We start from the raw sequence: 24,488 nt of genomic DNA, 5'->3' as shown, positions 1-24,488 counted from the left end.
CCTTCCCGCGCGCACGCGTAGCGGGCCGATTTGTTGGCTGTCGACTGCGGAAAATCACCCGATTTCCTACCGTATCCGCAAAGTGCCGGGTGAAAGGCCGGGCAGGTCGGCTGAGCATCTGTTCATCCGCCTCGCGCTCGACCGGGCCTCCCGCTCGACCGGGCCCCACTCGACGAGCGGTAAACTGCCGCGTGACCGTTGAAACAATGCCCGCCGACATCCGCCTCATCGTCTCCGACATGGACGGCACCCTCCTCGACGGCGACGGCAATGTGCCCGCCACGTTCTGGCCGCTTCTCGACAGCCTCACCGACGCGGGAATCCTCTTCTCACCCGGCAGCGGACGGCAGTACCAGACCCTGCTGTCGGTGTTCGGAGATCGCCCTGGTTTGGTCTACATCGCCGAGAACGGCACCAACGTGATGCGCGACGGCGTTGCCCTCTCGCGGGAACCCGTCGACCAGGCCATCATCGCGCCGATCGTCAACTGGGTGAAAGAGGTCGCGGCAGCGGGAGCGGACATCGGCTTTGTCGTCTGCGGAGCCCGCACCGCCTACATCGAGCGCACCGACGATGCGTTCGTCGCCCACGTGCGCCGCTACTACGCGGCCGTCGAAATCGTCGCCGATGCGCGTGCAGCGGCAGTCGACGACGCCGTCCTCAAGATCGCAATTTACGACGTCGGCCTGGCCGAGTCGCGTACGGCTCCCGCCATCCTCGGCCTCAACCTCCCGGCGGATGTCGTGGTCTCCGGCGAAAACTGGGTCGACGTCATGCCGCCCGGGGTCAACAAGGGGACGGCGCTGATCCGGCTGCAGGATCACCTGGGCATCACTCGGGCGCAGACGATGGCGTTCGGTGATTTTTTGAACGACGCCGAAATGTTGGATGCCGCGGAGCATTCTTACGCCGTCGCGAATGCCCACCCGTCAATCCGTGCCCGCGCACGTCACATCGCGCCGTCGAACATCGACGACGGCGTGGTCACCAGCATCCTCAACGCGTTCCCGCACCTGCGCTAGGCGACACCTCCGCGAGGCGGCGCCACCGCTAGGCGACACCGGCTTTAGCCGACACCTCGCCCCTGAGCGCTGGCGCGCTGGCTGCGCAACTCCGCCCGGCCTCGGCTGATACCCGCCTGCACGTCGAGGATCGGGCAAGCAAGCTCGCGCCGGTCGACGAGACGCCGGGTGAGGATGAACGCCAAAAGTTTCTCCGTCAGCTGCAGCTGCGCCGCGCGCTGAAGACGGTCGTTCGGTTGCCACTGCGGCTCGACAAAGATCGACAGGAGGAACACGAGGTCATCCGCCTGCATCACCCGGGCGACCGCTTCGTACTCGTCGAATTGTCTTTCCGCAGCCAGGAGGCGGAGGTCATCCTCCTCGAGGATTCTCTCCGCCTCGGCATCGATGCAGGCGCGCAGCTGGTGGATGGCCTCGTCAGTGCGCCGTCGGGTCACCCCGGTTTTACCGTCCAGGTACGCGGCGAAAAAGTGGGTCAGAATGTGGGCAATGGTGATGGGTTGAGTTGTCATGTGCCGACACTCTCGCTGACCACTGACATCCCAGTCTTCGTTCACAGCGGAATCCGAGGCACCGCATATGCAGCCGACAGCAGGGTGGCCGAGGGTGGTGGATGCACCGATCACCCACCACCGCGAGAGACGATGATGAGCCGCATTCCTGAACCTGATTCAACGCCCGAAGGTCCCCGCTACGAAGGACGTCTTCTCGACCGAGCGGACGAAGAGGTGGTCGATCAGGGCGTCGCGTTCGACCTGCGCACCCTGATCAGCCGGCGTAGCGTGTTGGGCTTGCTCGGTCTCGGCGTCGGCGCGGTGGCGCTCGCCGCCTGCGCTACTGACGCCTCTGGCGACTCGGACAGAAGCGCCTCGGGCTCGGGCGGAACAGCGACAACCTCGACCGGTGAGATCCCCGACGAGACCGCGGGGCCGTATCCGGGCGATGATTCTAATGGAGCCGATGTGCTCGAGCAATCGGGAATCGTGCGCCGTGACATCCGCTCAAGCATCGACGGCGGGTTGACTGCCACGGGCGTGCCCATGACCTTCACCCTCACGATCCTGGACCTGGCCAACAACGGCGCACCCTTCGCCGGGGTCGCCGTCTACGTCTGGCACTGCGACAGCGCCGGGGGCTACTCGATGTACTCGGAGGGCATCGAGAACGAAACCTATCTGCGGGGGGTGCAGGTAGCCGACGCCGACGGAAAGGTGACGTTCACGTCGATCTACCCCGCCTGCTACACCGGCCGCTGGCCGCACATCCACTTCGAGGTCTACCCCGACGTGGACTCGATCACCGACAGCACGAATGCGATCGCGACCTCGCAGGCGGCCCTGCCGGAAGACGTCTCCACCGGCGTATATGTGCTTGAGGAATACGAGGGTTCCACGGCCAATATGAAGCAGGTGAGCCTCGACTCGGACAACGTGTTCGGAGACGACGGCGGCGCCCTCCAGCTGGCGACCGCCACCGGAGACACAACCGGCGGCTACGTCGTGAGCCTATCCGTCGGGGTCGACACCGCGACAACGCCGGGCGGCGGGTCCTCCCCCGCCGGCGGTGGCGGTGGCGGTGGCGGCACGCCGCCAAGCGGTGGCGGTGGCACGCCCCCCAACTAGCTCTTGCCCGGCTGCCTCGGAATTTTCGGAGTCTTCGGTCGCACCAGAGCGTGGCTGCCCCGGATCAGGGCTTCGACGAGGTCATCCGGCACGGCTCCGTCAAGCTCGATAGTGATCCAGTGTCGCTTGTTGAGGTGGTAGCCGGGCGTGATCTGCGGGTACTCCTCGCGGAGGGCGATGCTGTCCTGCGGGTCACACTTGAGGGAAACCGAGAGCGGCTCCTTGTCGAGTGACGACAGCGCAAAGATCTTGTCGTTTCCGCTGGTCTTGAACACGGACGTTTCCTCGCCGAACGGGAAGGTCTCGGTCGCCTGCGGGAGGCTGAGACAGAACTGCAGGAGGGAGTCCGGGGTCACGCTTCGATGCTACGCGCCGACGTACCGGCCCGGTCGGTGGTTGAGGGCGAGAATCAGGTTGAGCAGAACGGCTCCGGCCGCGGACATCGCCACGGTGAGCGGCGGGGCGACCGCGAATGCCGCGAGGATGATGACCACGTCGAGCGCCATCTGGGTGTACCCGGCGCGCCAGCCGAACCGGTCCTGGATGATCAGCGCGAGGATGTTGAACCCGCCGAGACTCGCCTTGTGCCGGAAGAGGATGAGCAGCCCCACGCCCGCGAGCGCATTGCCCGTGATCACGGCGTACACGGGGTTGAGCTCTGACAACTGCAGCGCGTTCGGATGCACCTCAGACAACAGGGAAACGAGGGCCACCGCGACGACCGTGCGCAGGGTGAAGTTCAGGCCTTTTTTCCACAGCGCGAGCACGAAGAACGGCAGGTTGATCGCGAAAAAGAGTACGCCGAACGGCACGGGCGCTGCGTAGCTGACCAGCAGCGCGAGACCCGCGGTGCCGCCCGTCACCGCCGCGGTGCTCTTGAGCAGAAAGAGCCCAAGCGAGACCACGAGGGTTCCGGTCAGAATCCCCAAAACGTCTTCGACGACGGAGTGGCGGAGCGGGTTCTGCGGCGCGCGACCGCCACCCGCCGGTGCGGCGTTGCTCTGGGGCTCTACGGAGACGACGGGCTCGGCGGAGACGACGGGCCCCGCGGAGACGACGGGCCCCGCGGAGACGACGGGCCCCGCGGAGACGACGGGCCCCGCGGAGACGACGGGCTCCGCGGAGACGACGGGCTCGGCTGGGACCAGGGGCTCGGAGGGCGCGGTGGAGGGCATCCCGCCATTGTGTGGGCGAATGCCGCGCACGCGCAACCCGAGGTCGCCTCGCTGCGCATAAAGGAGTGCAGATTCCCCCAGAGGTGCCAGAATGCTCAGATGCCCACCATAGATTCGTTGGATGCCCGCCTGCTCCTCGCGCTCGATGAGGATCCGGATGCCACGGTGCTTGCTCTCTCGCGCACCCTGGGCATCGCGCGCAACACGGTGCAGGGGCGGCTTCGCCGACTCGGTGAGAGCGGGGCGCTCCGGGAAACCAGTCGCCGGGTCAATGCTGTTGCGCTGGGTTACGGTCTGGTGGCGTTCGTCTCCATCGCGATCAGTCAGGTTGACGGCGACCTCACGACGGAGGGTCTGGCTGAATTGCCCGAAGTCGTTGAGATCCATTCCATCACCGGCGACGCTGACCTGCTGGTGAAGGTTGTTGCCCGGGACACCGAAGACCTGCTGCGGGTCACCCGGGCGGTCATCGGCGTGCCGGGCGTCGTGCGCACCAACACGGCGGTGTCGCTGAGCGAGGCGATGCCGTTGCGCATGCGCGCTCTACTCGAGGCCGCGGCCGCGAAGCGATAGCGGCGCGCTCCATCTCTGACGCCGGGCGGCAGCCGAGGCGATCCGGTCGATGACCAGCCCGAGCGTGAGGGCGAGCACCACGCCGATCGCGGCACCGAGCAGCGGTTGGTCCTTCACCCAGGCCCCCGCGATGGTGCCGATGAGCACGGAATAGACCGCCCAGCAGGCGCCTGCGAGCATGGTCAGCGGCCAGAAGCGGCGGTGCGGAAATTCAGTCGCGCCCGCGGTCATGTTCACCGCGGTGCGCCCGACCGGAATGTACCGGGCGGTCAGCAGCAGGCTGGCCGGCCGCACGACGAGCCCACGGCCGGCCCGGTCGATGGCGCTCGCAGCCCGGGGGCCCCGCATCCAGCGAAATCGCGAGACCCCGATCCTGCTGCCGATCCAATAGGCGATGTTGTCGCCCAGGGCGGCACCGATTGCTGCGAGCACCACGATCACGATCGGGTTCGGGCTTCCCGCGCTCACGCCGAGCGCGGCGGCAACCACCACGATGCTCTCGCTCGGCACCGGCGGAAAGAAACCGTCAATCACCACGATGGCGAACACAACGAGGTAGACCCAGGGAGAGCTGACCGCCGAGAGCAAGAAGTCTGTAAGCAGTTCCATGTTCGATTCGATTCGATTCAGTTCGGAATAGGGACTGTTTCGAGGCTAGGAAACTGCGCGAGCAACCGCGTCCACCCGCGGTGCCGTCGAGGTCATCCGATGGAATGACATCCCCAGAGTCCGACGGCCCCCGCGACGGTCGGCCCGCGACGCACCTCACCGACGACGGCGACGGTGAGTTGTGGGGTAGAGGTCATTTCAGTTCCGTTCGGGGATGACGACGACCTTGCCGTGGATTCCGCCGGCGGCAGCCTTCGCGTGAATCGCTGGGAGTTCGTCGAGTGGCACGCGCTGCGCGATGTTGACGGTGAGGTCGCCGCTATCGACAAGGGCGACGAGCTGTGCGAGCTGATCTGTCTTGGCTTCAACAAAGACCCCGGCGGTGCGAACCCCGCGGGCGCTGTCGCCCGGGGTGGTCATCCAGGCGGCGGTGGAAACCACGATGCCGCCGTCCTGGACGCGGGCGACAAGCGCGGTGAACTCCTCTTCGCTGAGCGGTGCGAGATTGAACAGCACGTCAACGGGTTCGGTGACCGCATCAAGGACCGTGGCGTTGGTGTGATCGATGATCTCATCGGCGCCGGCCGCGGCGACGGCGTCACGACTGCGCGGGCTTGCGGTTGCGATGACGTAGGCCCCAGCCCGCTTAGCGAGCTGGATCGCGTATCCTCCTACGGCTCCCCCGGCGCCCGTGATGAGCAGGCGCTGGCCAGCGCGCACCCCGCCGAGATCGAAGAGACCTTGCCAGGCGGTGAGCGCTACCGAGGGCAGCGCCGCCGCGTCGGCGAGGGGGATGCTGGTGGGTGCTGCAACGAGGACGTTGGAGGGGGCAACCACGAACTCCGCCGCAGATCCGTCGGCGCCCATCGGGAGGAATCCGACGACAGCGTCGCCCACTTCGAAGTTCGTTGCGCCCTCGCCGAGGGCCTCCACAGTGCCAGAAACGTCGTACCCGGGTACGTGCGGCAGGGACACCGGGAAGGGGAGGGTGCCACCGCGGATGCCGTTGTCGGCCGGATTGAATGCGGAGCCGGCAACGCGGATGAGCACCTGGCCCTCCGCGGCGACGGGCTGGTCGGCGTCCTCGTAGCGAAGAACTTCTGGAGTACCGAACTGGTGGAAACGTACTGCCTTCATGGTGATCTCTCTTTCGTTGGGGTTTTTGCTTCGACGTCGAAGCAACAAGTGGAAACGTAGCATTGCTTTGACGTCGAAGCAACTAGAATGTCGATGTGGAAGAGAAAAGACTGTCGTTGGACCCGGTCGAGCTGAGCGCGTACTTCGCATTTATGGAGGTAAGCAGCCTGCTTCGCCATGCGGTGGAGCAGCAGTTACGCGATGCGGGCGGTCTCAGTTACGTGCAGTTCCAGATCCTCGCCCGCCTTGGGGACTCACCCATGGGTAGCCAGCGCATGACGGACCTGGCGGACGGCGTTGTGTACAGCCGCAGCGGGTTGACGCATCAGGCGGGGCTCCTGGAGAAGGCGGGCCTGGTGACACGAGCCCCGTCGGCCAACGACGAACGCAGCGTCACGATCACTATCACCGCGGCGGGGCGTGCTGTGCTGGCCAAGGTTTTCCCAGGGCACATCCTGGTGCTCCGGAACTTGTTCTTCGACCCGCTGAGCCGGAGTGATGTGGAGGCCCTCGCCGCGTCGCTGGTTTCCGTACGCGATCATCTGCGCTCGGCACCGCCGCGGTCGGCCGAGCCTCGACGACGCAAAAGCAGCTGAGGACGGACACAAAACGACGATGACGACAGAATTGCCGACAAGCACCCCTACCGGGGCAGGGGGCCCACGGCAGTAGCCTGTGCGGAGGCAGCCCCGCACCAAGCGGAGAGCACGATGAACAGTAGAGAGGCACGGCACGCCATGGCCGAGGTATCCCCCGAAGTACGCAGCTTCGTCGACGCCGTCCCCGGCGCGCGCAGGCGGGCCGATGCCGAAACCCTGCTCGAGATGTTCGGACGGATCACGGGCCAGAGTCCCACCCTCTGGTCCGCCACGATCGTCGGATTCGGGAGCTACCACTACAAGTACGCGACAGGACGTGAGGGGGATGCCGCGGCGGCAGCCTTCGCGCCGCGCAAAGCCGCCACGTCGATCTACCTCGCCGACGGCATCGGCGCTCACACCGACGCGCTGTCCCGGCTCGGGGAGCACACGGTCGGGGTGGGGTGCCTGTACATCAAGGACCTCGGCAAGGTCGACCTCGCCGTGCTCGAGGAGATCGTCACCACCTCGTATGCGACGCTGTCCACCGGAACCTATCCGTTCCGCGCGGCCGAGTCCGCACCGGGCACGGACGACGCCGAGCGCTAGCTGAAGACAACGACTGCTGGCGACCGGCGCTCCAACGACCGGCGCTCTAACGCTTTAGCGACCCGCGTCGTGGTGTGCGTCGACAGACGCAGCCGACAGCGGCACTGTGTAGAACGCAATCTCGTCCAGGTCGCCGATGAAGTAACGCGCGCCGTCGCGGGATCGCCCGAAGTCGATCTGCGCGCTCGCGGTCAGCGGCACCCGGTTGCTGCTGGTCGCCGATCCGGCAACCACCCCATCGACGTAGAGCACGAGCGCACCGGTGGCCATCGTGCGGGTGAACACCACGTGGTGCCAGCCGCCGTCGGCTACCGACGCGGCCGTCGCGATCGAGGTGTCGGGGTTGCCGGTGCCGGCCACCACGCGGCCAGCACAGAGTCCCACACCGAAGTCGTTGGCAGTACCGGCCAGATCGGCGTCGACGAGGCCCACCCCGTTCCACCACTGCGTGCAGCCCGTTCCGATCAGTTGGGTTGAGGAGAACCAGAATTCGATCGAGAAGTCATCGGAGACCGTGCGGGTGACCGAGCCGAAGTCGTCGGTGCCTGCGAATCGCGCGGCCGTGTTGCTGTCGCCGGAGATGACTCCGGCAACCCCGGTGTTCACTCCCCCGAGGTAGGTTCCGGCGTTGGTGCTCACACTGTCGGAGATCTTCGCCGTCACCGTGAACGAGTCGAGGTGGAGACCCGCCGTCGGCGAGGTGGCCGCCGTCGCCCCGGGCAGCCCGAAGGAAACTCCGGCGCGGCCGGCCGCGGTGATGCTGGCGTCGGTCGCCGACCCGAGCACCACACCGCCGACCAGCATGCGGATGGTGCTGCCGTTCATGTCCAGGGTGAGCCGGTGAGTCGATCCCACCGCCAGCGCCTGCGGCGACGTGGCCAGGATGGTGGTCGTGCCGTTGACGTTTTTCAGCAGCTCCCACGACGCGTTGGCCGTGTTGTAGCGGGCCTCGTAGTGCGTGCCCGGGCCGGTGGTGGCGGCCGGGTCGACCCGGCCGGTGACACCGATGTAGTCCGGGGTGAGCAGGGACTTCACCACCACGTCGGCCTCAACCGTGTAGTTCGCCGAGGCCGGTAACGCCGACGAGTAGTACGCCACCGGGCCGCTGACGCTGGACCGCCGTACGCTGCCGGTGCCGCTGAGCACCGCGGTGACGGTGTCGTTTTTCCAGCGGGTCCAGGTGGCCGAGGTGTCTCCGGTGTGAACAGTCAGGCTGGTTCCCGCCGTGCCGGTGAAGGAGTCGCGGGTTGCCGCGGCCTCTCCCAGGCGCCAGTGGCTGAGCAGGCCCGACGTTGAGCTGACGGCTGCCGCGTAGCTGGTGGCGACGACCACGTTCGGGTTGACCGCAACCGAGACATTGCCCACATGGTCGTAGGTGAGAAAACGGTAGCTGTAGCAATTGCCCTGCACCACGGGTGTGGCCAGCGGGGAGACGGGGTTGACGCCGCCGGCGACGGTCGAGAATGATCCGAACGTGCCGCACACTCCGCCGGAGATCGTCGCGGACGCACGCTGGAGCTCCCCGGACGCCGTGCCGGAGCCCGTGTCGGTGCCGAGGCCCGTGCTCACATCCACCGAGGTTGCCGAGGTCGTTCCATCTGCATAGTCGACGGTGCCGATACTGGGCTTGGCGTTGTCGGAAATCAGGGTGAAGGCCGATCCGGCCGAGGTCACGCCCGCGTGGTTGGTGGCGGTGACAGCATAGGTGCCGTTACTTGCGGTGTCCGCCGTGGTCCACCCGTAGGTCATCACGCCGGAGGCTCCGGCGGTAGTGGTCCACCCGGAGGCGGCGGGGTATGCGTAGGTGGCAATGCCGGATTGCCCGTCGGCGGCGGCTGCGGAAACGGTGAAGGAACCCGCCGCCTGGCCACTTCGGAAGTAGATCGAGGATCCGGTGGCGTAGGTATTGGTGAGCGCCGAGTATGCCAGCGACGGCGTGGACGACGCGCTGCCGTCGACGAGGATGTTGCCGCTGGTGTACGTAGCGGTGTTTCCAACGGTGTCGCCCACGACGTACTGGTAGCGGTAGCAGGCCTGATCAGTCACGGTGTCAGCCTTGGGCGACGTCGGGTTGGTGCCCCCGGGCACGAGCGCGTAGCTTCCGTAGGTTCCGCAGACGCCGGCGGCTCCGCCCGTCGAGGTGAGTGGGGCCGTCGCGCGCAGCAGCTGGGCGCCCGAAGCGGCTATTCCGCTGGCGTCGGTGCCGGGCGAGAAAGCGAGGTTCAGTGTGGTCGAGGTCGAGTAGCGCCCGCCGGTTCCGGCCAGCCCCGCGGCATCCACCGACCCGCCCGACGGCGGGGTGCTGTCACGGCCGGGGGATGTTGCGAGCTGGTAGTGATTGCTCACGCTCGTGGCGCTCAGCACTGAGTTGTAGAGCGACACCTCGTCGAGCGACCCGGCGAAGAATCCGCCGGAGTACGCGTCGCCGGGATTGTTTACCGCTCCGATGCTGAACCCGTAAGTCGGGTTCATCACGGTGGACCGGGTCGCGGCCTGCGCGGCCAGGGCGATGCCGTCGATGTAGATCCTGATCGACGCGCCGTCGTAGGTCGTCACAACTTGGTGCCACGCTCCATTGTTGACGGCTGCGGGCATCGCGAACACCTTGTCGTTGCCGTTTCCGTAGCCCCAGGCGGTCATCGACGCACCCCCGGCGTCGATCCAGAGTCCGAACTGCTGCGTTGCGGAGAAGGATCCGTAGTCGTACAGCACCTGGCGCGCCCCGCTGGAGGTCTTGAACCACATCTCGATCGATCGCACCGCGGCACCCACCGGGATCCCGGTTGTGTTCACCGCGGCACCGTGATCGTCGACTCCGTCGAAGGTGGCCGCGGTGTTGCCGTCGTTGCTGATCGCGCCGCCGGTGGCGAGGGTCGGCGAGCCCAGGTAGTCGCCGGTGTTGCTGCCCTTGCTGTCGATCATGGGTGGCACGATCGCGAAGTTGTCCAGGTGCAGTCCGGTTGTGTTGCTGGCCGCGGGCGCGTTGTTGTATCCCATTCCCGCGCCTGCCCGCCCCGCCGCGGTGATGCTGGAGTCGGTGACGCTTGCCCGAACGACGCCATCGACGAGCATCCGGATGCTGGTTCCGTTCATGTCGACGGCTACCCGGTGAGACGTACCCACCAACACCGTCGGGGCGTACGAGCCCAGCAGCGTAGTGACGCCGTTGACGTTTTTGTTGAGTTCCCAACGGGCGTTGCCGGTGCTGAGCCGCGCCTGGTAGCTCGTGCCGACACCGGTCGTTGCGGCCAGGTCAATGCGTCCCTCTACTCCGGCGTCGTCAGGCTGCAGAATCGACTTGACCCAGACGTCTGCCTCCACCCGGTAGTTCGGCGAGGTCGGCACGGCGGAAGAGTAGTACCCCACGCCACCGGCGCCCGTGCGGCGGATCCGACCCTCGTTGCTGAGCTGCGCCGTTGTTGTGCCGCCCGGAGCCAGCAGCCAGGTCGCTCCGGTGGCGCCGGTGTGTGCGGTCAGGTTTGTTCCCGCCGCGCCCGTGAAGGAGTCGGTGGTGAGGGCCGACTCGCCGAGACGCCACTGGCTGAGCAGTCCGCCGGTAGCGAGCACCGCGGCGTTGTAGTCGATTCTGGCCTGGCTGGCACTCGTGGCGATGGTCTGGTTACCCACCCGATCGACCACGACGTAGCGGTACTGGTAGCAGGCGCCGGTGACCACGGTGCTATCTGTGTACGGAGACACCGGCGTCGCTCCCCCGACCGCCACGAAGCTGCCGTAGGAGCCGCACACGCCTGCGCTCAAGGTCGCCGCCGCGCGCTGGAGCGTCGCCGTGGCGACGCCCGATCCGCTGTCGGACCCGGCGGCGAACGTCACCGTCACCGCTCGACCGGCCTGATACCCGTCGGCGTAGCTGACGGGCCCCGCCGTCGGTGCGGTGGAGTCGTTGGTGAACGTGAGGACGGTGGATGTCGCGTTACCGGACACATCCCGCCCGGTCACCTGCTCCGTCGGGGCAGAGGTGGTTCCGGCGCCCCAGCTGAAAGGGGCCGAGACGAAGGGTCCTCCGGCGGGCGTCGACACGGTCGACGGGCTGTGGCTCCACCCGGTCGTGGTGCCAGCGAGCGCGGCAGTGGTGCTCGAGGCGACTCCCGTGCCCACATCGGTCATCGTGTTGACTAGGGTGAAGGACCCCGCCGCGACCCCGCGGTAGAAGATTGTGGTGCCGCTGCGCGCTGCACTGGTCGCCGCGGCATCCACCTCAATGGAATTTATTGGTGCTGAGGCATCCGTGATCACGGCCCCGCTGACCGCGCTCTCTGCGCCACGCCAGTTGGTCGCGAACATCGGGGTGACCGAGTAGACCCAGGTTCCGCTCGGCACGGCGGATTCGATACATGAGGTGGATGCCACGGTGCCAGTACAGGCCGACAGCATGGTCTGCGCCGCGAGGGTAGACGCGTTGTAGCGTTTCACGGAGTACCCGGCGACCGGTTGCCCGGTCGTGAGCGTGCGCGCCGGCCAGGTGAGAGTCACCGCGCTTCCGACCACGGTGGCTACGGGGGTGGCTCCTGCCTGCACCGAGGTGGCCGCGCCCGCGCCCGCGCCTCCCGCGGTGGAGCCCGCGGTCCAGTATGCGCCCGCGACGCCGGTGGTGAGGGTCATCACGACGATCGTCGCGAGAAGGCGGCGGATCCACGTACTGCGGCGGCGGCTCGCTCCGTGGCCGGTGTGTGCGCTGCGGCGGGCGCTCGTTGTGCGGCGGGTCAAGACGAGCCCGCCGTGAGGTAGACGAGCGGCACAACGCCCTGGCAGGCGTTGGCGGCGTCGAGGCGCATTCCAAGGGCGGCGGTGAGCGTCACCGCGAGAGTTCCGGGCGTGCCGCCGGTCTGGGCCGGTACCGTCCATCCGTTCCCCGCGTTGGTGCTGGGCGTAAACGTGAACACGGAGGAGGCGCAGCCGCTGTGGTTCGCGTCGGCGCTGAATCCGCCCGTGCCCTGGGTGGCGTCGAGGGTGAAGGATCGGACAACAATGCTCGACGGGTTGGGATTGCTGATCGTCACCAGAACGTCGGATGACCCACCCGGGTACAGAAGGGCGGTCGGGCTGCCCGCGCTGAGGGTCAGCGGCACGGTGGTGGAGGTGGCCGCGGTTCCGCTGCCGGAGCCCACGATTCCCCAACCGGCGTAGGCGATGCCCGCGAGCAGCACGATGCCGGCGGCGGCGACAACGGCCGCGGCAGCGCTTCGGGTCGGTGTGCTTCGGGTGTGATTGCTTCGAGTGTGACGCCGGCGCCGGGCGCCGCGGACGGCGCCCATCAGGACGCCTCGACCGAGAGGACGAAGTCGAGCTCCAGGGTGGCCCCGGAGCACCCGCCCTGGTTGTCGGCAGAATCAGCCATGCCGACGGTCGGCCACTGTGCGCGCGGAACGTCGAGCGCGCTGAGGCGAGTTGTTCCCGGGTGGACCACAATGCCCAAGGTGCTGGACGGAGCGATCACGACAAAGTCCCGGATGGTGCAGGGTGATCCCGGGGTGGACGCCGGAGCGTCGATCGCGCGGATGGTGGTCTCGAGTCGATCGATAGAGACCGGGCCTCCACCGTGGTTGGTGATCTCCAGGTCGAAGACGGCCGAGCGGTTCGGCGTTATCGAGCGGTCTCCGGAGCCGACCGCGGTAACGCCCGGGGTGAGGGCGGGGAATGTGGGGAGCAGGCGCGAAAACGGTGCTGGCGGGAAGAGGACAAGCACCGCCGCGATTCCGACCACCGGCACGCTGGTCGCGGCCACGACTTGCCACGCGTGCAGCGGCGTCTTTGTCGCGGTCACGATTGTCATCTCCCTCGGCGGGTATCCCGAACGATCAGTTGATGCGAAGGAAGTGGGGCGAGTGGAACGGGCGCTGGCCCGTTCCACTCGCGATTACAGGGTTACAGGGTTACTGCGTTACTCGACGACGTAGCTGAAGGTGACAAGCGCGTCCTTGCAGTCGTCCTGGTTGGTGCCGGAGTTGATCATCTGGATGGTCGCGCCGGTCCAGGCACCCACGGCAGTTCCGGCGGCCACATCGGCGCCGACGGTCATCTCCGGGTTGGCAAGGGTGAAGTCGGCCGCGGTGCAGCCGAGCGCGGTGGCGCTGCCCGGGGTGACACTATCGATGCTGGCGGTGACGGTGGCCACGTACGCGGGGCCATCGTTGGGGTTGGTGAAGTTACCGCTCAGCGTCTGGGCAGCATTGCCCGGATACATCGCGACGGGCACGGAGGTCTGGACGGCCGTGACCGCTTCGTTGGTGCCCACTGCGGCCGTACCTGTGCCGGTACCCGTCGTGGTCCAGTATGCGAACGCCGCGCCACCACCGGCTAGCAGCAACACCGCGGAGATCGCGATGACGGTGGTCTTTTTGCTGAACTTGGAGCGCTCGCGCATGGTGTTCCTTTGTGTCGGTGGCCCTAGAGAGGAAGGGCGGACCCCTGTTGCTGCGATGGACTCCCGGGACTTCGAGTGGGTCTCATCTGTTGCGAACCTTACGTCACAAATCGTCACTTGTACATCAACTCGACGATTCACAGCCAAACCGTAACGTCGAATACATTGCGTATTCCTTTGCCGCGATGACGGCGGGCGACCAGATCCTCCGTCACACAAGGTCACATTCAGCCCCGGAGTCGCGCGGGCGAACGGCTTGGGGCGACCCTGCGGCCCGATCACAAACCCAACGCCGGTATTCTCGGAACACCCCGAGCCTCGCGCGCCGGGCGCCATCCGCACGCACCGCACACCCACTACGGAGGACCTCGCTGTGGCAGTTTCCCCGGCTCCCGCACGCCGCACTCCCGCACGCTCGAGCCTCGAGGATTCCGTTCGGATCGAGTCCGGAGCGGTCTGGATCCTCGACCGGCGGGTGTTCCCCAACACGACGGCGTGGGTGAGGGCCGACACCGCCCATGACGTCGCCCGCGCGATCCGTGCGATGGTGACCCAGAGCTCGGGCCCCACCTTTGCCGCGTGCGCGGGGATGGAACTGGCGGCTGTGCAGGCCGCGGCCCTTCCCCTGGCTGAGGCACGCGCCTTTGTGCGGCTCGCCGGCGAGGCCATCAGTCAGGCGCGCCCCACCAATATTCACCCGCGGGAGGCGGTGGAGTGGGTTCTCGAGGCCGTCGGCCCCGCGGCATCCACCCCCGACCTGATCGAATTGGCAGTGGATGCCGCCCGCGCCTTCGCCCTGCGCTACACGGCACGCAGCCGCGCACTCGGCCAGTTCGCGGCCGCCAAACTGGGCGACGGCGACCGGATCCTCACCCACTGCTGGATGGACACCTACCTCGTGGAGCTCGTGCGCGCCGCAGCGGAGGCCGGCAAGCGCTTCGAGTGGGTCGCGACGGAGACCCGTCCGTACCTGCAGGGCGCCCGGCTGACAGCGCACACCCTGCGCGAACTCGACCAGAAGGTGACGCTGATCACCGATGGAATGGGGGCGGCCGCCCTGGCGCCCGGCTCTACCCTCGGCCGCATCGACGCCCTGGTCACCGCCGCCGACCGCGTGAGCCTGGACGGCAGCGTGGTCAACAAGGTGGGCACGCTCGGACTCGCCATCGCGGCGAGCGCCTTCGACGTGCCGTACTACGCCCTGGTGCAATCGCCCGACCCCGCGGCATCCACCGGCGAGGACATCACCATCGAGAACCGCGACCCGGCGGAGGTGCTCTCGACGCTCGGCTCCCGCACCGCCTCGACCCTCGTCACCGACGCCTGGTACCCCGCGTTCGACCTGACCCCGCCCCGGTTTGTCACCGCGGTCGTCACCGATCGCGGCGCATTCGCCCCGGCTGACCTGGCCGGCTACTTTTCTGCACCAGACTTTTCCGCATCGCACCCCGTACACACCCCACGCAAGGAATCCGCCGCGCCATGACAGACACCCCGGCCCTCCCCACCGAAGCGGACTACGAGCTGCTCATCGACCGCGACAACGTCGTCGAGTACCTCGAGATCGCGGGCATCGCCGCGCGCCTCGCCGCCGATCCCGACGAGATCGCCGTGGTCGAGGTGACGGCGGGCAACATGAACCGGGTGTTCCTCGCGCGCGGGCCGCTCGGAAGCGTCGCGGTCAAGCAGGCGCCGCCGTGGGTGCAGGTCGCCGGGCCCGACTGGCCGATCGATCCCGCCCGCATCGCCTCGGAGGCGCGCGCCTACGAGTTGCTGTCCGGGCTGGTTCCGCAGTCGGTGCCGCGCATCGAGTCCGTCGACCTCGACCGCTTTATTCTCGTGATGGAGGACCTCTCCGACCTCGATGTGCTGCGGGACGTCTTGGTGCAGCAGGTGGCGGATGCCGCGGCCGGCCGCACCCCGCGGGAACTCGACTTTCTCGAGCTCGGCACCGTCGTCGGGCGCTTCGTCGCCGAGCTCTCGCTGTCGACGAGCGTGGTCGGGCTGCCCGCTTCGGAGTTTGCGGCGCTGGTCGAGTCCGCCGCGAACCCCGAGCTGTGCGCACTGACGGACGCGGTGGTGCTCGACGAGCCGTTCCGTGAGCACGAGCACAACACCTGGATTGCCGAGTTGGATGCCGCGGTGCGCGAGCTCTACCTCGACACCGAGCTTCTTGCCGCCGCAGCGACACTGCGCGCCACCTTTGGCAGCCGCTCCGAGGCACTCATCCACGGCGACCTGCACAGCGGATCGGTGATGGTCGGCACCCGCGACGGCGCCCAGGCCACAAAGATCTTCGACCCCGAGTTCAGCTTCGTCGGCCCGATCGGCATGGACCTCGGCCTGTTCTGGGCGAACCTCACCATCGCCGGCATCGCGGCCCGCGCCGTCGGTGCCCACCAGCTCGCTTCGGCTCGACTGTCGGCGATCGGCGCGAGCTGGGACGAGTTCCGCCGCGTCGTCGCGGCGCGCTGGCCCGACCGGGTCGCGGCCCCCGACGACCTCTCGCAGGAGGAATGGCTCGACCGGATCCACTCCGACGCGTGGGGCTTCGCCGGCGCCGAGTCCATTCGCCGGGTCGCTGGCTACGCGGGCGCCGCCGACCTCAACTCGCTTCCGGCCGAACACCGCGCGGCCGCCCACGGCGAGCTGCTGCAGCGTGCCCGCGGGTGGATCGTCGACCGCGCGGACCTGACAGCAGCGAAAGTGAGCCCCGTGACATCCGCCTCATCATCAAAGTCGGCAGCTTCCGCACCACTCTCCGGCACCGTGTCGGTGACGGCCCGCACGATCGTGCTCGACCTCGAGGGAACCACCAGCGCCGCCGGGTTCATCCTCGGCGACCTCTACGACTACGCCCGTCCGCGCCTCGCGCCCTACCTCGACGCGCACGCGACCGAGCCGCTCACCATCGAGGCACGGGCGCAGATCATTGCCGATTCGCGCGCGGCCGGAACCGAGGCCACCGCCCCGGCTGGTCCTGCGGGCCTCTCCGACGACGCGACCACGGACCAGGTCGTCGCCGTGCTGCACGAATGGATGGCGAACGACGTCAAGGCCACCCCGCTGAAAACCCTGCAGGGGCAGATTTGGGCCACCGGCTTCGCGAAGGGCGAGATCAGCTCGCACTTCTTCGACGACGTGATTCCGCGCCTGCGCGAGTGGCACGCGGCGGGCGTCGCGCTGTCGGTGTTCTCGTCCGGGTCGGTTGCGAGCCAGGTGCCGTGGTTCCGCCACTCCCCCGACGGCGACCTCACCCCGCTGATCACCGACTACTTCGACACCGTCAAGGCCGGATCGAAAAAGGACCCCGCGTCATACGACGCCATCTCCGCGTCGCTCGGCAACCCGGCATCCGACATCGTATTTTTCACTGACCACCCCGAAGAAGTCTCCGCAGCCCTCGCCGCCGGCTGGCAGGTCGTCGCGTTCTCGCGGGCCGGCGAACCGTGGTTCGGAGCGGACTTCGGGCCAGCTCCGGTAGCCAGTTCCTTTGATGAGGTGGATGTCGCGGCGCCGACATCCGCCTCGCCGTCGAGTTCTGTTGGCACGAACGGCGCCAGCGCATGAGCGCGCCAGCCTCGTCAGGCTCGCAGTTCTCCCCCGACGGCATAACGTCCGACACCCTCGCGGCCGCGGGCGCAGCCCTCGCCGCCGAGGCCGCTCGCTTCGCCGGCATGGGGTGGATGCGCGGCACCTCCGGGAACCTCTCCGTCACCCTCACGCGGGATCCGCTGCACCTCGCCGTCACCGGCTCGGGCCTCGACAAGGGCGAGCTCACCGCGGACGACTTTGTCATCGTCGACCGCGACGGCGCGCGCACCGAGGGACTCGGCGGCTCCGGCCACCGCCCGTCGGCCGAGGCCGGCCTCCACTCACGCATCGCCCGGGTCACCGGAGCCGGAGCTGTTGTGCACGTGCACGCCCTGGCCGCCGTGGTCGCCGCGCACCACTGGCCGCACGGCGTAGAGCTCCGCGACCTCGAAATGCTCAAGGGTCTGGGGCACCTCGCGCACGACGAGACCGTGCTGATCCCCGTGGTGCAGAACAGCCAGGACATGGTCGAGCTCGGCGATGCGTTCGAGGCCGTTTATGTTCCCGCGACGGACGCGGTCGGCGAGGTACCGGTGGTGCTCGTCGCCAACCACGGCATGTACGCGTGGGGCGCCGACCTCCACCAGGCCCGCTGGCACGCCGAACTGATCGAGTGGCTGCTGCGCTTCCGCATCGAGACGCGGTAGGGCGCGCTTCTGCTGGCCGCTCCTGCTGCGCTCGCACTGCGGCTGCCGCTGCGCACTGCGGCTTCCGCTGCGCACCGCGGTAGAAACACGCTCGATGCGGTATCTACAGGCTGACCACAACTTTGCGCGCGGAAACCCCTCGGCCCAGCACGTCCAGCGCGGTCTGCACCTGCTCCAGCCCGGAGCCGATCACCTGAGCCGTCGGCGCGGCAATGTAGCGCCCCTCCGCGAGCGCCGCGGGCAGAAACTCCTCCCACAGCATGGGGCCCACCTCGTTGTTCATGAGCGAGCTACCCCACACAAAGCGCGCACGGATGCCGCGCGGGATGCAGCGCAACTGCAGGGCGACGTTGCTCGCGACGAGCCTCGCCATCACCCGCACAAATGTGACACTGGGGCCCTTCCGACGGGGCAGTTCGAGGAACGAAACCGACGGGCTCGCCATCGCGACTCGCTTCGCCCCGGTGCCGGCCGCAATGGCCACGCTGGGTTCGGCGGATCCGGTGCCGACCGCCAGAACGCCGATGACCCTTGTGCCCGAGGTAGTGGCAGCAGCGATCACGTCAGCCACAACGGTCGGGCTCGCGTAGTCGAAGACATGGGTTGCGCCGAGTTCCCGCATGCGGTCGTGGTTGCGCGGCGATGCCGTGGTCACCACGGTGTAGCCGGCGGCGACGGCCAGCTGAATCGCGTTGCTCCCCACACTGGTCGAACCGCCCCACACGACGACCGCTTCTCGGGGTTCCGCCGCTAGCCCCGCACGTTCCGTCGCCGCGTCCGCCTGCCGCACGGCCAGCGGATGCCGCAGTCCGAGCTGGTCCTTCTGGAACAGCGCCGACGCCGCCGTCGAGATCCCCAACGGGAGCACCGCCGCGTCCTCGAACGCCATACTGTCCGGGATCGGCGCGGCCAGCAGCGCACGCAGCACCGTGTAGTTCTGGAATCCGCCCTCCGCCGCGTGGTTACGCTTCTTCTCCATGCCGACCGCATACCCGACCACGCGATCTCCCACTGCGAAACGGGTGACGCCGGCTCCCACCTCCATGACCTCGCCCGCGACATCCACCCCAAGAATCATGGAATAGGGCAGCCAGCCGTACATCAGGTCGCCCGTCGACTGCTTCACGACATCGAGCGGGTTCATGGCAACCGCGCGATTGCGCACGACGATCTCGCCCGCACCCGGCGAGGTGTACGGCGCCTCTCTCACCACGAGGGTGCCGAAGGGCGCGTCGAGCCAGGCTGCGGAGTTCGTGGGCATGTGGGAGTCCTTCGCTAGTTCTCAGATGGAAAATATGCAGGTGGATGCCGCGGGGCTTACGATCCCGCCGCGTCGATGACACCGCGTGGTGACGCGGCGCTGACCACCCGGCGCTGATGACACGGCGTGTCATCACTATACGCCTGATGACACGTCATGTCATCAGCTACGCTGGGCAGATGAGTCGATGGGCACCAGATGCGGCGATGCGCCTGGAGCGCGCCGCCCTCGAACTATTCGCGGAGCAGGGGTACGCAGACACCACCGTTCCCCAGATCACCGAGCGCGCGGGACTCACGACGCGCACCTTCTTCCGGCACTTCGCTGACAAGCCCGAGGTGCTCTTCTTTCGGGAACGCGAGTTTCCGACGGTGGTCACCGCGGTACTCGCTGACGCCCCGGCATCCCTCCATCCTTGGGCGCTCGTGATGTTCGGGCTCGAGGCCGTCACGGCCAGCCGGTTCGACCAGTGGCGCGGCGACCTGCTGGTGCGGCGGCTGATCCTGCGCGACGATGTGCGACTGCGCGAGCGGGAACTACTGAAATCCGCTGTGCTGGCCGACGCGATCGAGAGTGCGCTGCTCGACCACAACGTCGACCCCGCCACGGCCGCGCTGCTCGCACCCATGGCCGTGGTGCTGTTCAACAGCGCGCTCAGCGACTGGCTGGACGCAAACGTAGACTCCAAGGCCGACGCTCGCCTCGACGCCGGGGCCGACTCCAGCCCAGACACCGACGCCGACTCCGACTCCGACTCCAGCCCAGACACCGTCGCCGACTCCCGCCCCGACTCCAGCCCAGACACCGACGCCGACTCCAGCAGCAGCAGCAGCAGCAGCACAACTTTGCTCGAGGTCCTCCGCGCCAACCACGACAGGATGCGAGCGCTGATCGCTAGTCCGGGAGACAGTTAGGTCGGTTGACGCCCGCGACGAGCCCTGACGGACGACATAACGTGACACCTCACGCCTACAGGGACGACGCCCGCGCCGAAGTGTCGAAATAGGTCGCAACTCCCGACGAAGTTACGACAGATTCGGCCACCTCGCGGGGGATACCCGACCAGTCGTGACACTTCGGGTTTGGCCAGAGACGAATCTGGACACCTCACTTTGGGCCAGAGACAAAACGCGGCACTTCAGCTCCGAGGGAACGACGAATCGCGGCACTTCGCGGGATTTGCAGCCGGGCACTCTCGGCCCAGCGACAAAGCGCGACACTTCGCATGTCGGATCGCCGACAACTCGTGACGCTTCGGCCTTCGCCGCACCGCCGCCTAGTTCGTGTGACTCCCCGCCACCACAACCGTGCGGCGACGCGAGAAGGTGAAGCTGAACAGCAGCGCCACCAGCAGCACGATGCCCTTGCCGAAGTCCTGCGCGTAGTACGGCAGCCCGATCATCGTGAACCCGGTCACCATCACCGCGATCAGCACCGCGCCCAGTGCGGTTCCCCACGCGTTCGGGCGCCCGATGCCGAGCACGGACACCCCGACCAGTGAGACCGCGACGGCGTCGAGCAGCAGAGAGTTGCCGGCGGAGACATCCCCCTGTCCGATCCGCGCCCCAAGCAAGAGGCCAGCGATTGACGCGAGCAAACCACAGGCCATGTAGGCGAAGGTGCGGTAGAGCTGCACCCGCACGCCGGCGAGTCTGGCCGCCTCGGCGTTGGCGCCGACAGCGTAGAGGGCGCGGCCCCATCGCGTGCGCTCGAGCAAGAACCAGAGCAACGCCGTGATCGCCAGGAACAGCACGACGGGCACCGGAACGGGTCCGATGCTGCCACGGTCGAGCCAGAGAAAGTCCGCGGTGAAGCTGCCGGGGGCGGTGCTGCCGTCGGCGAGCGACATCTTCGACGAGATGGACTTTCCGTCGACGATGAGGAGCTTGAGGCCCACGATCACGAACATGGTCGTCAGCGTCGCGAGCAAATCGGGGATGCGAGCGACCACGATGAGCAGCGCGTTCAGGGCGCCGATCAGCAGACCGCAGACCAGCACCACGATGATCGCGACCCCGCCGACCTGGTTGCCGATCACCATCGTCCACGCCGCGATCGACACCGCGAAGCCCGCCGAGGCGCCCACCGAAAGGTCGATTCCGCCGACGGTCATCGCCATCATCACGCCGAGCCCCGCGATCGCCGTCGGGGCGATGAACTTGAGCATGCCGAACAGGTTGTCGACCGTGCGGAAGTTCGGCTCGGTGAACGCGAAGAACGCCACGAGCAGGATCGTCACGGCAACAAAGCCCCAGCGCACCACCCCGGCGGCGGCGCGATCGCCGAAACTGGAGCGGGTGAGGCCGGTGAGGCCGGAGGCGCCGACCGTCTTGCGCGAGGTGGTTACGGGAGGGATCGTCACAGTCTGGGGCCGTTCACTAGGGGCGGGTGCTGGGGGATGTCACGGGGCTCAGTCTCGCCGGGCGCACCGTCGCGGGGCGAAGCGTTGCCCGCAGTCTCGCCGAGGAATGCCTCGACGATCGTGGAGCGGTCGAGTTCGTCGGCGTAGCCATCGAGAGCGATCGAGCCGGCGACCAGCACGATGATGCGGTCGGACACCTCCACGATCTCGTCGACATCGCTGGACAGAACAACGGCGGCGGCTCCGGTGCGCACGAGCGTGGTCAGCCGCGCGCCGATCTCGCGCCGCGCGGCAATGTCGACCCCGCGGAACGGTTCATCGAGGATCGCCAGCCGCGGCTCGGCCGATAGCCAGCGGCCGACGACGACCTTCTGCTGGTTGCCGCCGGACAGGTCGTCGATCGGAGTATTGAGGTTTTCCGTCACGACATCGAGCGCGCTGACTACCTCGGAGGCGCGCGTGCTTTCGCGACTGGAGCGCAGCGTTCCGAGCCGTGAGGAGGCCCGCAGGAACGGCAGCGAAATGTTGTGCATCACCGACCAGCCCGGCAGGATTCCCTGGCGCTGCCGGTCCTCCGGAACCAGAACCACCCCGGCGCGGATGGCGTCCCACGGCCGGCGCGGCGCATACGGCTCGCCGCCGAGGGTCAGCGTGCCCGCGGGAGCGCCCGCAAGAGCACCCGCGGGAGCGCCGGCTCGGGGCTTCGCCAGGCCCGCCAGGATCTCGGCGAGCTCGGTCTTTCCCGCGCCGATGAGACCCAGAATTCCCAGCACCTCACCACCGCGAATCGCGAGCGACACCGGCGCCGACTCGGCCAGCAGCGTGACCGCGCTGACCTCCGCGACGGTGGTCGCTCCCCGGTCGCTTTGGGCCCGCTGGTGGGTCAGTTCGGTCGCGCGCCCCAGCATGTCGTGCAGGATGCCGTTCCAGACGAACGGGCGTTCGCTGTGGCTCTGCACAACGCCGTCGCGCAGCACCACGGCGCTGTCGGCGAGCGCCTCGATCTCTCCGAAGCGGTGGGACACGTACACGATCGCGAGTCCGTCGGCGCGCAGCGCTCGCAGCACCTCGAACAGTCGGTCGGATTCCGCGGAGGTCAGCGCCGACGTCGGCTCGTCGAGGATCAGCAATCGGGGTCGGCTGCGCAGCGCCCGCGCGAGAATCAGCAACTGCGCGTCCGAGATGCGCAGGTCCCCGGCATCCGCCCTCAAAACACGGTCGGACCACTCGAGCCCCAGCACGGCGAGGGCTGCGCGGGCATCGACCAGATCACGACGTCTATTTCGAAGCGGATGCCGGCTGCCGGCCAGGTCATCCAGCAGCACGTTCTCGGCCACAGTGAGGCCCGGAACAATACCGTCGGCAACCTTCTGGTGCACCGCGGAGATACCGTGCCCGCGCGCAACGGTCGGGCTGCTCAGCGCCACGACCGCGCCGCCAACTTCGATGGTGCCCGAGTATCGCGGGTTCGCCCCCGAGAGTGCCTTGATCAGGGTCGACTTGCCCGCGCCGTTCGCGCCGAGCAGCGCGGTGATGCGACCGGCGGCGAAGCTCAGGGTGACGTCCCGCAGCACGAGGTTCGAGCCGTAGGAGACAGAAACGCCACTGAGGGAGACGACGGTGTCGGAAGGCGCGCTGTCGGAAAAGCCATTGTTGGAATCGCCTGGGAGGGAAACGACGGTGGTGTCGTTTCCCTCGGCGGGCGACGGGGGCGACGCGGGTGATTCGGGTGACGCGTTGCTCAGACTCACGAAGCGGCCGGCAGCCAATCCGTGACGAGGGTGGTGTCGAGGGTCAGGGTCGGCTCCGCCACGCGCAGGGCTGCGACGTTGTCCACGTCGTTGTCGGCTAGGAACTCCTGCGTGATGGTGATCGCGGGGAACTGCACGTCGGTCTCCTCGAGTTCGCCCGCGAGCTGCAGCGCGAGGGTGCGCACGACGGCCGCGCCGATGGCGGTGGGATCGGTGGCTGAGGTTGCGACCCACGGGCTGTTCTCCGCGTTGATTACCTCGAGGTCGGCGTTGGAGATATCGATTCCGTACACCTTCACGCTCGAGGACAGGTTGTTCTGCGAGACGGCCTGAACTACGCCCTTCGTGATCTCGTCGTAGGGGGCGAAGATCGCCTGCACGTCCGGGTTCTGTTTGAGCGCGGCATCCACCAGGGGAATATTGTCGCTCGCGGTGGAATCCGTCACCTTGCCGGTCGAGAACACAACGTCGAGGTCGTTTTCCTCGACGAACTCGTTCCAGACGACGGCTCGGCGGTCGAGGGCCGCGTACCCGGTCGCGGACACGTAGCCGACCTTCGCGCCGGCGCCAACGTCCTCGATCAGCTGGTCGAGGACCCCTGTCGCCATCGACTCGTCTGACTGGGACGTGGTCACCACACCCGTCGCGTCTGTCAACGCGAGGTCGTAGACGACGACCGGGATGCCCGCGTCGACCGCCCGGGTGATCAGCGGCTGGAGGGTGTCTGTCTGGCCGTGGTCGACGATGATCGCGTCGGGCTCGGAGGCAATCGCCTGCTCGAGGTCGCTCGCCTGCTTCGCGTTGTCGTTGCGGGCATCGGTGATCGTCAGCTCGATATTCGCGAGCGCGGCCTGGGCCTCGGCACCGGCGCCCCATGACTCGAAGTAGTCGCCCGCGCCACTCTGGCGCACCAGGGCAACGCTGACCGGGTCGCCGTCGAACGGCGCGGGAAGGTCGGCGGTCGCGGCCTTCGCGGTGGTCTCGGGGGCGGGGGCGGTTTCAGCACTCGACTGGGCGCAGCCGGAGAGGGCGAGCAGTGCGGTCGCGGCGAGGGTGACGAGGGGGGCGAAGGGGATGCTGCGGGGCTTAGCCATGGGATGCGTACTTTCGAGAAGGAAGTGCTGCGGCAAGGAGGGCAGGCTTATGCAACCAAGGACGGGCTGCGA

The 24,488-nt window shown here is 67.8% G+C and carries 22 protein-coding genes; 9 read left to right on the top strand and 13 right to left on the bottom strand.

Features of this window, described 5'->3' with window-relative positions:
* Positions 1-191 precede the first annotated feature (191 nt).
* The gene (locus tag B0I08_RS13200) at positions 192-1,022 is read left to right on the top strand and encodes a Cof-type HAD-IIB family hydrolase (protein ID WP_245884807.1); all 831 of its coding nucleotides are present in this window, start codon (positions 192-194) and stop codon (positions 1,020-1,022) included.
* 44 nt (positions 1,023-1,066) lie between these two features.
* On the opposite strand, the gene B0I08_RS13195 is transcribed toward B0I08_RS13200, so the two are convergent.
* Positions 1,067-1,534 (bottom strand): hypothetical protein, encoded by a 468-nt coding sequence (locus B0I08_RS13195; RefSeq protein WP_106213608.1) that lies wholly within the window; start codon positions 1,532-1,534, stop codon positions 1,067-1,069.
* A 135-nt stretch (positions 1,535-1,669) separates the two neighbouring features.
* On the opposite strand from B0I08_RS13195, the gene B0I08_RS13190 reads away from it, so the two are divergent.
* Positions 1,670-2,644 carry an intradiol ring-cleavage dioxygenase gene (locus B0I08_RS13190; protein WP_106213606.1) on the top strand — a complete coding sequence of 325 codons (975 nt, stop codon included), beginning with the start codon at positions 1,670-1,672 and terminating at the stop codon, positions 2,642-2,644.
* On the opposite strand, the gene B0I08_RS13185 is transcribed toward B0I08_RS13190, so the two are convergent.
* Together B0I08_RS13185 and B0I08_RS13180 are read right to left on the bottom strand one after the other, a co-directional pair.
* Positions 2,641-3,000: an MmcQ/YjbR family DNA-binding protein gene (locus tag B0I08_RS13185; protein ID WP_106213604.1), complete on the bottom strand. Its 360-nt coding sequence runs from the start codon at positions 2,998-3,000 to the stop codon at positions 2,641-2,643. The genes B0I08_RS13190 and B0I08_RS13185 overlap by 4 nt on opposite strands.
* A 9-nt stretch (positions 3,001-3,009) precedes the next feature.
* Positions 3,010-3,819 carry a YitT family protein gene (locus B0I08_RS13180; protein ID WP_219905674.1) on the bottom strand — a complete coding sequence of 270 codons (810 nt, stop codon included), beginning with the start codon at positions 3,817-3,819 and terminating at the stop codon, positions 3,010-3,012.
* Positions 3,820-3,918: 99 nt separating this feature from the next.
* Here B0I08_RS13180 and B0I08_RS13175 point away from each other — a divergent pair, with 99 nt between their 5' ends.
* Positions 3,919-4,392 (top strand): Lrp/AsnC family transcriptional regulator, encoded by a 474-nt coding sequence (locus B0I08_RS13175; RefSeq protein WP_106213602.1) that lies wholly within the window; start codon positions 3,919-3,921, stop codon positions 4,390-4,392.
* Here B0I08_RS13175 and B0I08_RS13170 read toward each other — a convergent pair.
* Together B0I08_RS13170 and B0I08_RS13165 are read right to left on the bottom strand one after the other, a co-directional pair.
* Positions 4,363-5,001: a DedA family protein gene (locus B0I08_RS13170; RefSeq protein ID WP_106213600.1), complete on the bottom strand. Its 639-nt coding sequence runs from the start codon at positions 4,999-5,001 to the stop codon at positions 4,363-4,365. The two genes, B0I08_RS13175 and B0I08_RS13170, sit on opposite strands and share 30 nt — an antisense overlap.
* Before the next feature lie 198 nt (positions 5,002-5,199).
* A complete protein-coding gene (locus B0I08_RS13165) occupies positions 5,200-6,138 on the bottom strand; it encodes an NADP-dependent oxidoreductase (RefSeq protein WP_181243412.1) in 939 nt (312 codons plus the stop codon).
* Between the two features lie 95 nt (positions 6,139-6,233).
* On the opposite strand from B0I08_RS13165, the gene B0I08_RS13160 reads away from it, so the two are divergent.
* The gene (locus tag B0I08_RS13160; RefSeq protein ID WP_245884806.1) at positions 6,234-6,734 is read left to right on the top strand and encodes a MarR family winged helix-turn-helix transcriptional regulator; all 501 of its coding nucleotides are present in this window, start codon (positions 6,234-6,236) and stop codon (positions 6,732-6,734) included.
* A 114-nt stretch (positions 6,735-6,848) separates the two neighbouring features.
* Positions 6,849-7,325, top strand: a complete 477-nt coding sequence (locus B0I08_RS13155) for a DUF1801 domain-containing protein (protein ID WP_245884805.1) — start codon at positions 6,849-6,851, stop codon at positions 7,323-7,325.
* Between the two features lie 54 nt (positions 7,326-7,379).
* Here the strand turns inward: B0I08_RS13155 and B0I08_RS13150 are convergent, their stop codons facing one another.
* The 4 genes from B0I08_RS13150 to B0I08_RS13135 all read right to left on the bottom strand — a co-directional run bounded on the left by B0I08_RS13150 (position 7,380) and on the right by B0I08_RS13135 (position 13,707).
* Positions 7,380-12,050 (bottom strand): LamG domain-containing protein, encoded by a 4,671-nt coding sequence (locus B0I08_RS13150; RefSeq protein ID WP_106213596.1) that lies wholly within the window; start codon positions 12,048-12,050, stop codon positions 7,380-7,382.
* Positions 12,047-12,598, bottom strand: coding sequence for a hypothetical protein (locus B0I08_RS13145; RefSeq protein ID WP_245884804.1), 552 nt, complete (start codon positions 12,596-12,598; stop codon positions 12,047-12,049). Before B0I08_RS13145 ends, B0I08_RS13150 begins: the two co-directional genes overlap by 4 nt.
* Complete coding sequence (locus B0I08_RS13140; protein WP_146134417.1) at positions 12,598-13,107, bottom strand: hypothetical protein; 510 nt, start codon at positions 13,105-13,107, stop codon at positions 12,598-12,600. The genes B0I08_RS13145 and B0I08_RS13140 overlap by 1 nt, the downstream gene beginning before the upstream one ends.
* A 117-nt stretch (positions 13,108-13,224) precedes the next feature.
* The gene (locus tag B0I08_RS13135) at positions 13,225-13,707 is read right to left on the bottom strand and encodes a hypothetical protein (protein ID WP_106213592.1); all 483 of its coding nucleotides are present in this window, start codon (positions 13,705-13,707) and stop codon (positions 13,225-13,227) included.
* Positions 13,708-14,080: 373 nt separating this feature from the next.
* Here B0I08_RS13135 and B0I08_RS13130 point away from each other — a divergent pair, with 373 nt between their 5' ends.
* The 3 genes from B0I08_RS13130 to mtnB are packed head-to-tail and all read left to right on the top strand — an operon-like array spanning position 14,081 to position 17,948.
* Positions 14,081-15,193, top strand: coding sequence for a translation initiation factor eIF-2B alpha/beta/delta subunit family protein (locus B0I08_RS13130; RefSeq protein WP_106213590.1), 1,113 nt, complete (start codon positions 14,081-14,083; stop codon positions 15,191-15,193).
* Positions 15,190-17,277, top strand: coding sequence for an S-methyl-5-thioribose kinase (gene mtnK / locus B0I08_RS17915; protein ID WP_219905673.1), 2,088 nt, complete (start codon positions 15,190-15,192; stop codon positions 17,275-17,277). Before B0I08_RS13130 ends, mtnK begins: the two co-directional genes overlap by 4 nt.
* Positions 17,274-17,948 (top strand): methylthioribulose 1-phosphate dehydratase, encoded by a 675-nt coding sequence (gene mtnB, locus B0I08_RS13120; RefSeq protein WP_106213588.1) that lies wholly within the window; start codon positions 17,274-17,276, stop codon positions 17,946-17,948. Before mtnK ends, mtnB begins: the two co-directional genes overlap by 4 nt.
* Positions 17,949-18,051: 103 nt before the next feature.
* Here mtnB and B0I08_RS13115 read toward each other — a convergent pair whose 3' ends face one another.
* A complete protein-coding gene (locus B0I08_RS13115) occupies positions 18,052-19,209 on the bottom strand; it encodes a zinc-binding alcohol dehydrogenase family protein (protein ID WP_106213586.1) in 1,158 nt (385 codons plus the stop codon).
* A gap of 179 nt (positions 19,210-19,388) precedes the next feature.
* On the opposite strand from B0I08_RS13115, the gene B0I08_RS13110 reads away from it, so the two are divergent.
* A complete protein-coding gene (locus B0I08_RS13110) occupies positions 19,389-20,123 on the top strand; it encodes a TetR/AcrR family transcriptional regulator (protein ID WP_106213930.1) in 735 nt (244 codons plus the stop codon).
* 362 nt (positions 20,124-20,485) lie between these two features.
* Here the strand turns inward: B0I08_RS13110 and B0I08_RS13105 are convergent, their stop codons facing one another.
* Genes B0I08_RS13105 through B0I08_RS13095 form a run of 3 tightly spaced genes read right to left on the bottom strand, consistent with a single transcriptional unit; the run spans position 20,486 to position 24,416 of the window.
* Positions 20,486-21,571 (bottom strand): ABC transporter permease, encoded by a 1,086-nt coding sequence (locus tag B0I08_RS13105; protein ID WP_245884803.1) that lies wholly within the window; start codon positions 21,569-21,571, stop codon positions 20,486-20,488.
* Complete coding sequence (locus B0I08_RS13100; protein WP_245884802.1) at positions 21,568-23,322, bottom strand: sugar ABC transporter ATP-binding protein; 1,755 nt, start codon at positions 23,320-23,322, stop codon at positions 21,568-21,570. Before B0I08_RS13100 ends, B0I08_RS13105 begins: the two co-directional genes overlap by 4 nt.
* Positions 23,319-24,416, bottom strand: a complete 1,098-nt coding sequence (locus B0I08_RS13095; protein ID WP_106213584.1) for a substrate-binding domain-containing protein — start codon at positions 24,414-24,416, stop codon at positions 23,319-23,321. The genes B0I08_RS13100 and B0I08_RS13095 overlap by 4 nt, the downstream gene beginning before the upstream one ends.
* Positions 24,417-24,488: the final 72 nt, after the last annotated feature.

Origin of the sequence: Glaciihabitans tibetensis, from assembly GCF_003003265.1 — a bacterium.
Classification (GTDB): Bacteria; Actinomycetota; Actinomycetes; order Actinomycetales; family Microbacteriaceae; genus Glaciihabitans; species Glaciihabitans tibetensis.
The sequence above is the reverse complement of the archived record's forward strand: the minus strand, read 5'-3'. Positions and strand labels throughout refer to the sequence as shown.